Origin of the sequence: Nonomuraea sp. NPDC049750 (assembly GCF_040659625.1) — a bacterium.
Taxonomy (GTDB): Bacteria; Actinomycetota; Actinomycetes; order Streptosporangiales; family Streptosporangiaceae; genus Nonomuraea.
On the sequence record NZ_JBFANB010000061.1, the window covers coordinates 26,408 to 40,330 of the forward strand.

Annotated in this window: 14 protein-coding genes; 5 read left to right on the plus strand and 9 right to left on the minus strand. The window is 70.3% G+C overall.

The genetic code is table 11. The annotated features are described in order from the left end of the window. Positions 1-5: 5 nt before the first annotated feature. From AB0J16_RS58840 to AB0J16_RS58855, 4 genes are read right to left on the minus strand one after another with little or no spacing between them, the layout of a single operon-like run. Positions 6-1,289, minus strand: coding sequence for an MFS transporter (locus AB0J16_RS58840; RefSeq protein WP_358557914.1), 1,284 nt, complete (start codon positions 1,287-1,289; stop codon positions 6-8). Beyond that, positions 1,286-2,218, minus strand: a complete 933-nt coding sequence (locus tag AB0J16_RS58845) for an ornithine carbamoyltransferase (RefSeq protein ID WP_358557917.1) — start codon at positions 2,216-2,218, stop codon at positions 1,286-1,288. Before AB0J16_RS58845 ends, AB0J16_RS58840 begins: the two co-directional genes overlap by 4 nt. A gap of 13 nt (positions 2,219-2,231) precedes the next feature. Beyond that, positions 2,232-2,483, minus strand: a complete 252-nt coding sequence (locus AB0J16_RS58850; protein ID WP_358557919.1) for an MbtH family NRPS accessory protein — start codon at positions 2,481-2,483, stop codon at positions 2,232-2,234. A gap of 38 nt (positions 2,484-2,521) precedes the next feature. Beyond that, positions 2,522-3,562, minus strand: a complete 1,041-nt coding sequence (locus tag AB0J16_RS58855) for an ornithine cyclodeaminase family protein (RefSeq protein WP_358557922.1) — start codon at positions 3,560-3,562, stop codon at positions 2,522-2,524. A gap of 88 nt (positions 3,563-3,650) precedes the next feature. Between AB0J16_RS58855 and AB0J16_RS58860 the strand changes: the two genes are divergently transcribed. Further along, a complete protein-coding gene (locus tag AB0J16_RS58860; RefSeq protein WP_358557925.1) occupies positions 3,651-3,869 on the plus strand; it encodes a hypothetical protein in 219 nt (72 codons plus the stop codon). Positions 3,870-3,914: 45 nt separating this feature from the next. Further along, positions 3,915-5,321 (plus strand): cation:proton antiporter, encoded by a 1,407-nt coding sequence (locus AB0J16_RS58865; RefSeq protein ID WP_358557928.1) that lies wholly within the window; start codon positions 3,915-3,917, stop codon positions 5,319-5,321. A gap of 46 nt (positions 5,322-5,367) precedes the next feature. On the opposite strand, the gene AB0J16_RS58870 is transcribed toward AB0J16_RS58865, so the two are convergent. The 5 genes from AB0J16_RS58870 to AB0J16_RS58890 all read right to left on the minus strand — a co-directional run bounded on the left by AB0J16_RS58870 (position 5,368) and on the right by AB0J16_RS58890 (position 12,109). Next, on the minus strand, positions 5,368-8,463 hold the full coding sequence (locus tag AB0J16_RS58870; RefSeq protein ID WP_358557931.1) for a BTAD domain-containing putative transcriptional regulator: 3,096 nt from the start codon (positions 8,461-8,463) through the stop codon (positions 5,368-5,370). Positions 8,464-8,609: 146 nt separating this feature from the next. Then, positions 8,610-9,425: a hypothetical protein gene (locus tag AB0J16_RS58875; RefSeq protein ID WP_358557933.1), complete on the minus strand. Its 816-nt coding sequence runs from the start codon at positions 9,423-9,425 to the stop codon at positions 8,610-8,612. Between the two features lie 434 nt (positions 9,426-9,859). Then, on the minus strand, positions 9,860-10,312 hold the full coding sequence (locus tag AB0J16_RS58880) for a hypothetical protein (RefSeq protein WP_358557936.1): 453 nt from the start codon (positions 10,310-10,312) through the stop codon (positions 9,860-9,862). Further along, positions 10,309-10,902 (minus strand): winged helix-turn-helix domain-containing protein, encoded by a 594-nt coding sequence (locus tag AB0J16_RS58885; RefSeq protein ID WP_358557939.1) that lies wholly within the window; start codon positions 10,900-10,902, stop codon positions 10,309-10,311. The genes AB0J16_RS58880 and AB0J16_RS58885 overlap by 4 nt, the downstream gene beginning before the upstream one ends. 598 nt (positions 10,903-11,500) lie before the next feature. Beyond that, the gene (locus AB0J16_RS58890) at positions 11,501-12,109 is read right to left on the minus strand and encodes a TetR/AcrR family transcriptional regulator (protein WP_358557942.1); all 609 of its coding nucleotides are present in this window, start codon (positions 12,107-12,109) and stop codon (positions 11,501-11,503) included. Positions 12,110-12,174: 65 nt separating this feature from the next. On the opposite strand from AB0J16_RS58890, the gene AB0J16_RS58895 reads away from it, so the two are divergent. The 3 genes from AB0J16_RS58895 (at position 12,175) to AB0J16_RS58905 (ending at position 13,786) form a co-directional block, all read left to right on the plus strand. Next, positions 12,175-12,495: an antibiotic biosynthesis monooxygenase gene (locus tag AB0J16_RS58895; RefSeq protein ID WP_358557944.1), complete on the plus strand. Its 321-nt coding sequence runs from the start codon at positions 12,175-12,177 to the stop codon at positions 12,493-12,495. Between the two features lie 105 nt (positions 12,496-12,600). Continuing rightward, positions 12,601-13,425 (plus strand): alpha/beta hydrolase, encoded by an 825-nt coding sequence (locus AB0J16_RS58900; protein WP_358557947.1) that lies wholly within the window; start codon positions 12,601-12,603, stop codon positions 13,423-13,425. A gap of 235 nt (positions 13,426-13,660) precedes the next feature. Then, positions 13,661-13,786 carry a hypothetical protein gene (locus tag AB0J16_RS58905; protein ID WP_358557950.1) on the plus strand — a complete coding sequence of 42 codons (126 nt, stop codon included), beginning with the start codon at positions 13,661-13,663 and terminating at the stop codon, positions 13,784-13,786. The last annotated feature ends 137 nt before the right edge of the window (positions 13,787-13,923 follow it).

The following is a 13,923-nucleotide window of genomic DNA, read 5'->3' on the forward strand; positions in this document are numbered from 1 at the left end:
ATGTCTTACCTCTCGAGGTCACCGCTCGGCTGCAGCGAGCGGTCGGGAACGGGTTCCGGGCCAGATTCCGGGCCGGCGTCCAGTTCGGGGGCCCGGCGGATGGCGGGGGTGAGGGTGACGACGGCCGCGACGACGGCCATGACACCCGCGAGGGTGAGCGCGGCGCCGGTGACGCCGATGCCGTCGAGCAGCCATCCGGCCAGCAGTGACCCCAGGGGCAGCACGCCGAAGGCGAGTGTCCCGATGGCGCTGCCGACCCGGCCGAGCAGGTGCTCCGGCGTGATCCGCAGCTGGTACGCGGCGACGGCGACGTTCCACACGGGCCCGACGAAGCACAGCACGCCGAACGTCAGCCCGAGCGCGAGCGGCCCGTCGACGACGGCGATGAGCGGCATGAGGGCGGCCCACAGCCAGTTCGCGCCGATGACGACGGTCTTCATGGACAACAGGCGGGTGATCTTGGGGGCGGCGAGCGACCCGGCGACGCCACCGACGCCCGCGCCCAGGAACAGCAGCCCGATCGCGCCGGGTGAGGCCCCGTCGCCGGTGGCGGCCACGATGACGATCAGGTTGAGGCTCTGGAACAGCAGGTTGCTGGCCGCGATGGCGAGCACGGCCGAGCGCAGGAACGGCTGCCGCCACAGCCAGGCGATCCCGGCGCGCAGCTCGGCCAGCGGGTTCGGCGCGGGCTCCCCCGCTGCCGGGGCGGCGCGGAAGGTGCCGCGCAACGCCAGCGACGTCACGATCGAGACCAGGTACGTGACCAGGTCGAACGCGAACGGCAGCCATCGTGCGAACCCGAACAGCGCGCCCCCGACGGGCTGGCCGAGCAGCAGCGCGCCACGGATCCGGGCCTCGTTAGCCGACAGCGCCTCGGGCAGCTGTTCCTGGGACACGACGTGCCGGATGGCGGCCTGCTCGGCGAGCTGGTGGCCGACGGTGAGCACGCCTTCGACGAACGCGACCACGACGAGCTGGGCCAGCGGCGGCCGGCCGACGGTGAGCGCGATCACGATGCTGCCCAGCGCCAGGAACCGGCCTACGTCGCAGAAGACCATCACGGCCCGCCGGTCGAGCCGGTCCACCAGGACGCCGGCGGGCAGCTGCGCCAGCAGGTACGGCAGTCCGGCGGCGAACCCGACGACGCCCGCCTCGGTGGCGGAGCCGCCGAGGGCCAGCACGAGCATCGGCATGGCGATGGCCGAGGCGTGCGAGCCGAGCGCGGAGGCGGCGCCGCCGACCCAGAGCAGCCGGTAGGAGCGGTTGCCGCGCAGCGGGGCGGCGCTCACCGGTCCGGTCCCAGCAGGCACCATTCGAGCACCGCCAGCGCGCCGGCCAGCTTCCCCTCAGCCTGCTCGAACGCGATGCTGTCGGACCCGTCGAGCACCTCGGCGTCGACCTCCTCGCCGCGGTGGGCGGGCAGGTCGTGCATGAAGATCCCCTGCGGGTGGGCGGCCATCACCTCGGCCGTCACCCGGAACGGCGCGAACACACTTCGCCAGTCAGGGTCGGGCTTGGTCGTGCCGGTCGTCTGCCAACGGGTGGTGTAGACGATGTCGCACGGCTTCATCGGCGTGGTCATGTCGTGCTCGACGGCGAGGAAGCCGCCGCGCGCCTCGATGCCGCGCCGGCCCGCCGCCAGCACCTCGGGGTCCAGGCCGTAGCCGGGCGGGGTGCGCAGGTGCAGCTCGATGCTGCCGTAGTGGGCGAGCGCGAGGACGAGCGCGGCGGCGGTGTTGTTGCCCTCGCCGATGTAGGTCAGCCGCAGCCCGTCCACGCTGCCGAAGCGGCGGTGGATGGTGGCCAGGTCGGCCAGCGCCTGGGTGGGGTGCTCGCCGGCGCTCATGGCGTTGATCACGGCCATCCGGTCCTGGGCGGCGAACGCGCGCATCTCCGCGTCACTGCCGGCGGTCCTGGCCACCAGGGCGTCGAGCATGCCGGACAGCACGCGGGTGGTGTCGGCCACCGACTCGCCGGTGTTCTCCTGCAGGTCGGCGGGGCCGTAGGCGATGATGTCGGCGCCGAGCAGCTGCGCGGCGCGGGAGAAGGCGGTGCGGGTCCTGGTGGAGGTGCGGCGGAAGTAGACGCCGACCGTGCGGCCGGACAGCGGCCGGTCGCAGCGGTGGTGCCCGGAGCCGTACCACGCGGCGCGCTCGACGATCCGGCGCACGTCGCCGGACCCGAGGCCGGCCATGGAGATCAGGTGTCTGACGGACATGACGACGGCCTCCTCACGCGATCGCGTCGCCGGCTGTGGCGGTGGCAGTAGCGGCGGTGGCCGCCATGCGCTCGCGCAGGCTCTTGGGGCGCATGTCGGTCCACACCTGGCCGATGTGGGCCAGGCAGGTGTCGCGGGCGCCCTCGACGCCCTCGGCGTACCAGCCGGCGGGCAGCTCCTTGCCGGCGGGCCAGATCGAGTACTGCTCCTCGTCGTTCAGCACGACGCGGTAGGTGCGGCCGTCGTCGGTCTCGTCGTTGCTCATGATCGGTCTCCCATCGGTTCTGTCGGGTTGGGGGTGGTTCATCGGGGCAGCGGGATGCCGCGGCCCTCGCGCATCGCGATCCGGTACACCTCCGTGGCCAGCGCGATGTCCTCGATCGCCAGGCCGAAGGGGTTGACCAGGATGACGTCGTCGGGGTGGTAGCGGCCCGGGTGCCGGCCGGCGAACACCTCGCCCAGCTCGGCGTCCACGCGGCGGACGCCGGCGCCCGCGTGCTCGCCGGGGCCGACCACGCGCCCGGCCCGATGCATGCGGCCGAGCAGGCGGTGCTCGTCGTCGCGGACCAGGGCCCAGTCGTCGACCAGCAGGGTGCCCGCCTCGACCACCACGTCGGGCAGGACGTCGTCGAGGGAGACGTTCACCACGACGCAGCCCTTGCTGAGCCAGTCGTAGGCGATGTAGCCCTGGGTGGTCGTGGTGGCGGGGATGACCAGGTCGGCGCCGAGCACGGCCTCGCGGGCCGTGTCGGCCAGGGAGATGCGGATGCCGTACGCGCGCAGCAGGGCTTCCACCCCGTCGGCGAGGGCGGCGGCCCGGCCTGGATCCTGGTCATGCAGCACGATGGCGGCGGTGCCGGGCAGGGATCGGGCCAGCAGTTCGATGTGCGTGCGGGCGATGGCGCCGGCGCCGATGACGCCGACGGTGATGACCTTCTGCGGCAGCAGCGCCTGGGCGCTGGCCACGGTCACGCCCGCGGTCCTGAGGGCGCTGATGTGGGCGGAGGCCATGACGCAGCGGATGCGCGCGGTCTGGCGGTCGAAGAGCATGGTCAGGCCGCTGGCGCGGGGCAGCCCGCGTTCAGGGTTGTCCAGGCAGCCATTGATGATCTTCGTGCCGGCCATCTCGAACGGGCCCCCGACGTAGCCGGGCATGTTCAAGCTGCGGGCGGCCGCGCCGGAGGGGCTGGTCCAGCCGAGGTAGGCCTCGGCCGGCAAGGTGGTCTTCCCCTCGGCCTGCAGGACGAGGGCCTCACGCACGATCTTGACCGGGTCGAGGCGCTGGCAGGCCCACCTGGTCTCTTCCTCGGTGAGGTACCAGAGTGCGGTGGCGTCGTTGTTCACGCCGGTAAGTCTGCGAAGGCCGCCTATCGGGCGGGCTTCACGCCGCTAAGCGGGCGGACTTAGCGAGCGCTTAGTGCGAAGAAAGCCCGTGCCGATTGAGTATGGGGCAGAGCAGATCTTCGAGACCACGAAAGCAGGCGTCATGCTCAAGCGGCTGATCACCCCCGCCCTCATCGCTGCCTCCCTCGCGCTGCCGGCCGTCGTACTCACCGCCGGGACGCACACCGCGCCGGCCGGCCACGTGGTCGCCGTCGGCCCCGGCGACGACGTCAACACCCACTGGGGCTGGGACCCGACCCACTCCTGACGCCCTAGCTCATCCCCCCGTACCTCGTCACTCATCGGAGCCGACATGTCCGTGCGAATCGACGACGGGCCGGAGCTGACCTCCCCGATCGTCCGTCCGCGATCACTGCGGATGATCGCTGTCTACCTGGCGCTGGTCGTGGTACCCGTCGCCCTCATCTGGTTCACCCTCCGGCACGGCCTCTCCGCCACGGGGCGGCCGGCCGGCGGGCCGGCCACCCCCAGCGTCCCCGACGTCTTCCCCAGGCTGCTGATCGCCATACCGGTGATCCTGGCCGCCTGCCACCTGTGCGGCCGCCTGTTCCGGCGGCTCGCGCAGCCCCCCGTCATCGGCGAGATCATCGCCGGTGTGCTGCTCGGCCCGTCCGTGCTGGGCGCCCTGTGGCCCGCCGGGTACGCCACCCTGTTCCCGCCCGGCCTGGTCTCGACGCTGTCCACGCTGTCGCAGGTCGGCCTGATCTTCTTCATGTTCCTCGTCGGCTACGAGCTCGACCTCGACCTGGTCCGGCAGCGCAGCTACACCGCCGCGGTGATCAGCCACGTCAGCATCGTGGTGCCGTTCCTGTGCGGGGTGCTGCTGGCGCTCGCGCTGTATCCGGTGCTCGGTTCCGGCGGGGTCGGGCAGCTGGCGTTCACGCTGTTCTTCGGCATCTCGATGAGCATCACCGCGTTCCCGGTGCTGGCCAGGATCCTGTCCGACCGGGGCATGAGCCGTACACCGGTCGGCGTGATGTCGCTGACCTGCGCGGCCGTGGACGACGTCACGGCCTGGTGCGTGCTGGCCGCCGTGGTCGCGGTCACCCGCAGCGCCGCCGCGGACGTCGCGCTGGTCACGGCGGGGATGTCGGTGGGCTTCTTCGCGGTGATGGCGTTCGGGGTCCGGCCGCTGCTGCGCCGGCTGCTCGGTCCCGGCGGCCTGCTGCCCGAGGCGGCCGTGCTGCCGGTGGCGCTGGCCGGCCTGATGCTGTCGGCACTGGCCACCGACGCGATCGGGATCCACTCGATCTTCGGCGCCTTCCTGTTCGGCGCGATCATGCCGCGCGGGTCCCTGCCGGTGCGGCGAGCCGCCGGGCAGCTGCACGGTCTCACGGTGACGCTGCTACTGCCGCTGTTCTTCGTCTACACCGGCCTGCACACCGAGTTCGGGCTGCTCGGCGCCGACGGGCGGCTGTGGGCGTGGTGCCTGCTCATCACCGCGGTCGCGGTGCTGGCCAAGGCCGGCGGCTCGACGACGGCCGCCCGCGTCTCGGGCATCGGCTGGCGTGACTCGCTGTCGCTGGGCGTACTGATGAACTGCCGGGGGCTGACCGAGCTGGTGGTGCTGAACATCGGGATGTCCATGGGCGTGATCAGCCCGACCGTGTTCACCATGCTGGTGTTCATGACGCTGGTCTCCACCGTGATGACGGCACCCTGCCTCGACCTGCTCCGCCGCCTCAGGCGCGACTCCTGACCTGCTCCGCCGCCTCAAGCACGACTCCTGAAACTGCTCCGCCGCCCTAGGCGCGACTCCTGACCGGCTGGCGCAACGCCAGCCGGTCGCGCAGTCCGTCGGCCTCGACCGAGTCCAGGCCGGCCAGCAGCGCCCAGGCGGCGCGAGCGGCGTCCTCCGCCGCGTGCGCCCCCTCCGCCGAGGCCAGCCCATCGCTCGCCTCGGCCAGCCCGACCAGCGCCCGGGCCTCGAACGGCGGCAGGCCAAGGCTGCGGAAGACCTCCACCGCCTCGCCCAGCCGCCCGGCCGCCTCCCCGAACCTGCCGCGCGCCAGCGCCAGCTCGCCCAGCTCGTGCCGGACCCGGCCCTCGACCAGCCGCTCCCCCACCCGCACGGCCAGGGCCAGCGACTGCTCCAGGGTCATGTGCGCCTGGTCGTGACGGCCCTCGCGGACGTAGACCTGGCCGAGGCCGTACAGCATGTACGCCTCGCCGATGTGGTCGGCGCCGTCCCTGACGATGCGCAGCGCCAGCGTGAACGACCGGCCGGCCCGGTCGATCTGGCCCTGCCGCAGGGCGCTCTCGCCCAGCCGGTAGAGCACCTGCGCCTCCGAGCGGCGGCTGCCCACGTCCCTGGCGATCTTCAAGGCCCGCTCCAGGTACGTCTCCGCCGCGGCGTACTCGCCGCCGTCGAGCAGGGATCGCGCCAGGTTGCTCAGCACGTGGGCCTCGCTGGTGCGGTCCCCGACGAGCTTGAAGACCTCCAGCGCCTCGCCGTACCGGCGGATGGCCTGCTCGGTGTCGCCGCGCAGCGAGTCGACGTAGGCGAGGTTGCGCAGCACCAGCGCCCACCCGTGCGGCTCGTTCTGCTCCTTGAACAGCCGTAGCGCGGGTTCGAGCGCCTCCAGGGCGGCGTCCGGCTCAAGCTGGAAGATGCGCAGGCTGCCCAGGGAGTACAGCATGGCGGCCACGCCGCGCGGGTTGGCCTTCCTGCGCACCACGCCGAGCGCCAGTTCGGTGGTGGAGCGCCAGTCGTCGAAGTAGCTCCTGGCCTCGAACAGTGTCTCGGCGGCCAGTGCCAGGTCCCAGCAGAGCTCGTCGAACCCGAGCTGCGCGGCCTGCCGGACGCCCGCGACCAGGGCGGCGCGCTCGCCGTCCAGCCAGTTCATCGGGTGTGGCGAGAGCCGTTCGAGCAGCGCGGGCGGCGGCGACCAGCGGGCCTCGCCGCTGTGCAGGATGGTGTAGTCGCCGCCGTACTCGCGGCGGTGCGCCTCCTTGGCCAGCGCGAGCCAGGCCGACAGGGCGCGGCGCAGGCTCGCGGTGCGGTCCGCCGCGCTGTCCTCGGCCAGCGCCCGGTCGCGGGCGAAGGTCCTGATGAGGTCGTGGAAGCGGTAGCGGGGCGCGCTCTTGGCCGGGCCGGCGCCGGCGTCCACGAGCTGGGCGTCGACCAGCTCCTCCAGCAGGTCCTCGGCCTCGGCCGGATCCTCGTCGAGCAGGCAGGCGCCCACCCAGCCGGGGAAGTCCGGGGTCTCCAGCAGCGACAGCAGGCGCAGCAGCCGCTTGGCCGGGCCGGGCAGGCCCTGGTAGCTGACCTCGATGCTGGCCCGGATGCCGAGGTCGCCGTGCTCCAGCTCGTCGAGCCGGCGGTTCTCGTCGCGCAGCCGGTCGGCGAGCCGGCCCAGCTGCCAATGCGGACGGGAGGCGAGTTTGGCCCCGGCGATGCGGACGGCCAGCGGCAGGTGCCCGCACAGCTCGGCGAGGGCGGCGGCCTGCTCGGGCTCGTCCCGGACCCGCTGCTCGCCGAGGATGCGCTCCAGCAGGGTGACGGCCCGGCCGCTCTCCAGGACGCCCAGCTCGATGCGGCGGGCGCCGGGCAGGCCGGTCAGCCGAGTGCGGCTGGTGACCACCACGGCGCAGCCGGAGCTGCCCGGCAGCAGCGGCGTCACCTGCGACTCGCTCATCACGTTGTCGAGCAGCACCAGCATGCGCCGCTCGCCGAGCCGGCTGCGGTATATCTCGGCCCGCTCGTCGAGGGTGTCGGGGATGGCGGAGCCGTCCACGCCCAGGCCGCGCAGGAAGCGTTCCAGAATCTCCAGCGCGGACGCGGGCCGGCCGCTGCCGCCGCGCAGGTCGGCGAACAGCTGCCCGTCGGGGAAGTGCTCGCGCACGTCGTGGGCCACCTGCACGGCCAGGGTGGTCTTGCCGACGCCGCCCCGGCCGCTGATGACGATGGTCGGCACCGTACCCGACGCCTCGCCGCCGTCCGGGCCGGTCAGGGTGTCCACGATGTCGGCGAACGCGCCGGTGCGCCCGGTGAAGTCACCGATCGCGGCGGGCAGCTGGCGCGGGATGACCTGGACGGCCGCCGTGGGCGTGTCGCGGGGCGCGGCGGCCGACTGCTCGGCGACCGCCTCGTCGCCGATGTCGCCGTCACCGCGCAGGATGGCCTGCTCCAGCCGGCGCAGTTCGTCGCCGGGCTCGATGCCCAGCTCCTCGACCAGCGTCGCGCGGGCCATACGGTACGTCTCCAGCGCCTCGGCCTGCCGTCCGGACCGGTAGAGGGCGACCATGAGGTGGGCGTAGAGGCGCTCCCTGAGCGGGTGGTCGCGGACCAGGACGGTGAGGTCGCCGATGAGGTTGGCGTGGCGGCCGAGCGACAGCTCCAGGCGCAGCCACTCCTCGACGGCGGCCAGGCGGCGCTCCTGGAGCTGCAGCGCGCCGCCGCGGATGATCCGGCCCTGGAGGCCGTCGAGCGCGGTGCCGTACCAGAGGCCGAGCGCGGACTGCAGCTCGGTCACCGCCTCCTGTGGTTTTCCGGCCTCGACCAGGGAATACGACTTCGCGATGAATTCTTCGAACTGATGGGCGTCAATATTCTCCACAGGAATATTCAAGATATAGCCCGGCGGTCTGGTGCTGATGACGTCGGTCAATCCCAATGCGGAAAATGTCCGGCGAAGCCCCGAGACGCATATGTGGATCTGCACCCTGGCCGTGCTCGGCGGCTCATCTTCCCAGATGGCGTCCAGCAGGCGGTCCATGGAGATGACCCGGTTCGGCTCCAGGGCGAGCATCGCCAGAATGACTTGCGGACGTGCTCCAGTGAGTGGTATTCGGCGACCCTCTGCCAGTACCTCTAATGGCCCCAGGATCCGAATGTGCATGGGCACCCCTATACCCTGTTATTGGATGCTCTCTCGTATATATCCCATTTTCCTCGACATGTCTGCGGATATGGGACTGCCGAAACGGCGACGGTCCGGGCGGGAGGCGGCGGGCCTCCCGCCCGGACCGGGCGGCGATGGGATGATCAGTCGAGGTAGACGGCGTCGGTGGTCTCGTAGGTCTTCTCGGTCAGCAGGTCGGAGACGCCGGAGTAGGTCAGGTTCACGATCGAGCGGGTGATGCCGTCCGTCTGGATGGGCATCGTGCGGTGCAGCGTGGTGTCGGTCTTGAAGAAGTACGACTCACCGCTCTCGTGGTGGTACGTACGGATCGGGCCCCGCGTCAGGCACCGGTTCACGGCCGGGTCCTGCTTGTTCCACGGCGTGTGCGGCACGCACTGGAGCAGGCCGCCGTGCTCGGGGGCGGGCGCCTGGGAGATGAAGATCCAGGCGAACTCGTGGTCGCCCCAGTGCCAGCCGTGCGTGTCGCCCACCTGGGTCTGGTGGGTGCCGGTGATCTGCTCGTCCGGGTAGGTGCAGTCGAAAACCGGGGCCCCGGCGATGTCGCCGAGCAGCCCGCGGAACGCCGGCACGTGGTAGAGCGCGGTGAACAGCGTGCTGTGCGAGGCGAACAGCGAGTTCGGCAGGCTGCCCAGCCGCCGCGGCGTGTTGCCGGTCACGGCCACGCGGATGTCGATGCGGCGGGTGTTGGCCGCCGTCAACATGGTCGTCTCCTCCTGGAGGCGGCGTACCATCTCGTCGGGCAGCAGCCCGGTCATCCGCGCGTAGTGCTCGCGTGAATACTGCACCGCGGCCTTCTCCACCGCGTCCGCGCGGGTGGCCAGGTGCTTGGACAGCAGCGTGTCCAGCTCCTCGACCACGTCGTCCCGTACGGTCGCGGGCGGCCGGTTGCCGGCCTCGAGCAGGGTGGTCGCGGCGCCCTCGGGGGTCAGGGTCTGCATGGTCTCTCCTTGTCGTCGCGGCGAACGCTGATGCGCTTTCGGCGGTGGCGTCAGGTTCTAAGCTCGGACCGAGCCTCGCCCGACCGGCTATCACCGCCCTTTCGCCACGGCATCGCGCCGATAAGGCAGGCGCGTGATGGCGCGCCGACCTGGGCTTGTGAGCCGTGCGGTGACGGGGGCCGGGCGGCTCAGCCCGGCCCCCGTCACCCGCCGCGCGAGGGTTCCGGCGAGCCAAGCGGAACGCCTCCGATCGTCAGTCGCCGGCCAGGATGACCTTGCCGGCCACCGTGCGCTTCAGGCCCGCGAGCAGGGGTACGAGCAGGCCTCCCAGCGCAGATCGTCGAAGTGGATGCTCGCGGCGACGAACAGTTACTCCTAGAGCCGACGGCCTCTGACGTCCCATACCCATGTGACTGGGCGCCCTGGTAGACGAATCAGAAGAGGGACAAGTTGGGGATGAGTTTGCGCGCTGACTCAATCAGTCGTTCGGCTGTGGCGCTCGCCTCCTCAGCCTCGATCGCTTCCACATCGTCGCCGGGGCGTATCGGATACTCGATCTCGTTGCGGCGCCGACGCAGCGCGCCGAAGTCTTTGAAGACCTCACCGAACTGGGCTCGCAGCACTTCCTCCACGACGTAGTGCCCGCCTGCGGTGGTAGGCCGAAGACCTTGATGGGCCGGCACCGCCGTACAGGCGTGCCGAGCGGCGTCGTAGGAAAGGAGGAAAGTGCTGTCGGGGTCGTCGGCAATCCCGCAGGCGGTTCGCAGAGTGCGCTGAGCGCGTTCCGCCCAGTCAGTGCCCTCCGCGGCCGCACCCGTGATCTTCTGGAGTCGCCCCTCTGCTAGAAGACGCTCCACCGACGCTTCGCCCCGGCTCCAGCGTCTCACTCGGCCTCCTTGGGAAATTCCTTGATCCAGACCACCGGTGACGACTGGATTTGCTCGATAAGGGGATCGGCGGCCTGCGTCCAACGATCACGAGTGATGAGAACGGGGTTGACCTGGATCCCCAGTTGCCTTTCCACTCGCTCAGCGGCCTCGTACACATCGGCTCGAGACGGACGGCCAATGATCATGACATCGATGTCGTTCGGAGGAGCACCGGGCTCGCCGAGGTATCGGCTGGCCCAGGAGCCGAATATCGCAACGGCGTCCGTGTCGGGGAGTGCGGCGAATTCCTGCTCGACGAAAAGGTGCGGCCCGAACGCCAGCGTCAGAAGCTCTGTAAGCGGCCTGGCGTAGCGGCCAGGCACCATGGCCCGGATCAGGTGAGCCCTGCCCACCTTGCGTCCACTCAACACGCCGGCCTGTTGCAGGCGCGTTACTTCCCGTTGCATCGTCGTCAGCGGCACCCCGACATGCTCGGCGAGCTCTGTCACGGTGCGCTCCTGGTCGGGGTGGAGGTACAGCAGAGTGAGCAGCTCCGCTTGATGGCGCGACCGGAAGATCGGCAGCAAGGGAGGCGACTGACTACGCATAGATGAAAGTTATCACCCATCTATGCGTAGTGTCGGGTGCATCACAGGCGTAGAGCAAGCGGCCTCAGCTTTCATGACAGCCATCTCCCGGCCCTGTGGCCTGCGGAAACCAGCCCACTGCCACCTCAGGCTCAGTAATCGTGGCGCTCCACACCGCTACCAATTGGAGGTGCATCGCCTGAACCTCTAACCATCGAGCCTTCCTACATGGATCACCCATGATCAACGACCCAGTGCTGGACTCCTGGACTGCTCGATCAGTCAATAGGGACGGGCGGGCGAAGCCCGCGCCAAAGACAAACGCCCGGAGCGAAGCGGAGGCCCCTCAGGGGTCGCGGCTACGGCGCGACTGGAGACAGCGCCTGAAGCCCTCAAGCGCGAAGCGCCCCGATGAAGCCCTTTGACGCGAAAACGGCGGCACCCGCATCGGGTGCCGCCGCATCGTGATCAACAGTGGACCTGCTTACCGCTTACTCGAACACAAACGACCAGGTCACGGCACTGCAATCGAGCATCTCTGCGATGTGCGCCGAAGGGAGGCGAGGGATCCAGCCCAAGCGGTAGGCAGGGAAGTACGTCACGGGGGACACACCCATCGTCAGGCCCCCTGGCCGGCGGCTGACGGCCAGGCATGGAGGGCCGCCTCGGCGATCTGCTCCAGATCGGTCCTTGCGGCGCCGTCGCGAGCTTGGGCGGACATGCCTTGGAGGACCGCTGTGTAGAAAGTCGCGAGGGCATGAGCGTCGGTGTGGGCGGGGAGTTCTCCCGCCCACACAGCGGCGGCGATCTTGGCTTCGAGCGCGTGGGCGCCCGCCGCGCGGAGTTCGCGCAGCCGGGCCGCGATGTCGGCCGACTGCGGGGAACAGTTGGTCGCCGCGGTGATCAGGAGGCAGCCGGGCGGGCGCTCGGGCCTGGTGTAGGCGGCGGCCGCCTCGTGCAGCAGACGTTGGACGGCGTCGCGGGCGTTCGGCTCCTCGGCCAGCGCGCGTTCGGTGAAGGCGCCGTAGGTGCGGATGTAGCGGTCGAGCGCCGCCAGGAACAGGGCTCGCTTGTCGCCGAAGGCAGCGTACAGGCTGGGCGCGCCGAGGCCGAGCGCCCCGGTGAGCAGCGCGATCGAGGTCGCGTCGTAGCCGTGCTCCCAGAATACGGCGATGGCACCCTCAAGAGCCTCGTCTCGGTCGAACGACCGCGGCCGTCCCGTTTTCATGCCCCGATTCTATAGCGATCGTTAGAGATGTGCCGTAGCTTACTTATCTAGCGATCATTACAGAAGTGACGGGAGCACAGATGGTCACCGTGGGACTGCTCATCCGCGTCGAGGCCAAGCCGGACAAGGTGCCGGAGGTCGAGGCCATGCTGAAGTCAGCCGTGGATCACGTACGGGAGGAGGGGCTGGCGGTCGCCTGGTTCGCACTGCGCCTCGGACCCACAACGTTCGGGATCTTCGACGCCTTCGTCGACGAGGCCGACCGTCAGGCTCACCTGGAGGCCAACGGCAAGACGCTGCGCGGGCCGGCGGCCGCTGAGCTGTTCGCCGGGTCGCCTTCCATCGAGCACATCGACGTCATCGCCGCCAAGCTCCCCGGCGAGTGACAGACGCGATGATCGATGACCCGCCTGGCGCAAGCCGCCCGCCACAGCGACGTGCGGTGGGCGCCGGCGGTACATCGCATGATCAAGCCACTTCGAGGAGGCGTCATGAGCACAGCGCACGTCAACGACATCGAGATCGAGCACGAGGTCATCGGTCAAGGTGAACCGCTGCTGCTCATCCACGGATCCAACCTCGCCACGGGGCTCGCGCCGCTGGCAGCCGCGTTGGCCGTCGAGGGCCCGTCCCACGAGGTCGTGCGCTACCACCGGCGCGGGATGGCCGGGACCGGCGGACGAGGCTGGCCGATCAGCGTCCAGCAGCAGGCCGCCGACGCCCTCGGTCTGCTCGACGCACTCGGCCTGCCGTCCACACACGTGCTGGGCTACTCCTACGGCGCCGTGATCGCACTTGAGACCGCGCTGTCGGCGCCCGGCCGCGTGCGAAGCCTGGCGCTCCTCGAACCGATCCTGACCGAGGTGCCTGGCGCCCAGGCGTTCATGGCCGGTATGGAACCGGTCATGAGCCTGTACGCCGCCGGTGACATGGCCGGCGCCGCGAGCACGACATTCGCCGGCCTCGGAGGTCCCGACTGGCGGAAGCTGCTCGCAACCGCCGGACCCGACGCCTATGACCTGGCGGTCCGTGACACCGAACTCTTCTACCGGGCCGAGGCGCCGTCCCTCACCACCTGGACGCTGGACCCGACACGCGCAGCCGCCGTACGAACCCCGCTGCTGTCGGTGATCGGGACCCACAGCGGGCCCTTCTTCAAGGAGAGCCGCCAACTTCTACATCAGCGCTTCGCCCGGTGCACGGACGCCGACATCCCCGGCGCGACCCACCTCCTGCACCTCCAGGCGCCCGAGCTGATCGCCTCCGCGGTCGCCGACTTCCTCCAGAGACTCTCGCCACCGAAGCAAACGTCCTGACCGCTCGCCAGGGACTGGGGACGTCGCGCCGATCTCCGTCCGGGTCCGGCCGAGCTACGCGCCGCCGAACCGGATGAGGACCGCCCGGTCGCCGCACCGGAACCCCACTCAGCCACGTCCCTCGCTATTTCTCGCGGTGAACATCGATGTGAACAGCTCTGGCCGGGCAGCGGCCAGCGAAGAAAGCAGAACGGCCTGACCGAAAACATGCTTCGGTCAGGCCGTAATGTGAGCTGTGGACCTGCTGACCGCTTACTCGAACACCCCGCCGCAAGTGATGGAGCTGCATCACGCGGTTACCCCCTTCAAGGGATCTGGGTCGATGCGCGAAGAAGCGCTTTTCAGGGAGACCGTCAAGTGACCCCCTACCTGACGAGGCTGTCGATCACTACATTCCGCCCCTGAGGCTAACCCGTCGCGCCGTAAGGTCGCGTCACGGCGACCACGTTCACGAGCCGTTCCAGGCCGTCAAAGTCCTTGGGGTTCGCGGTGAACAAG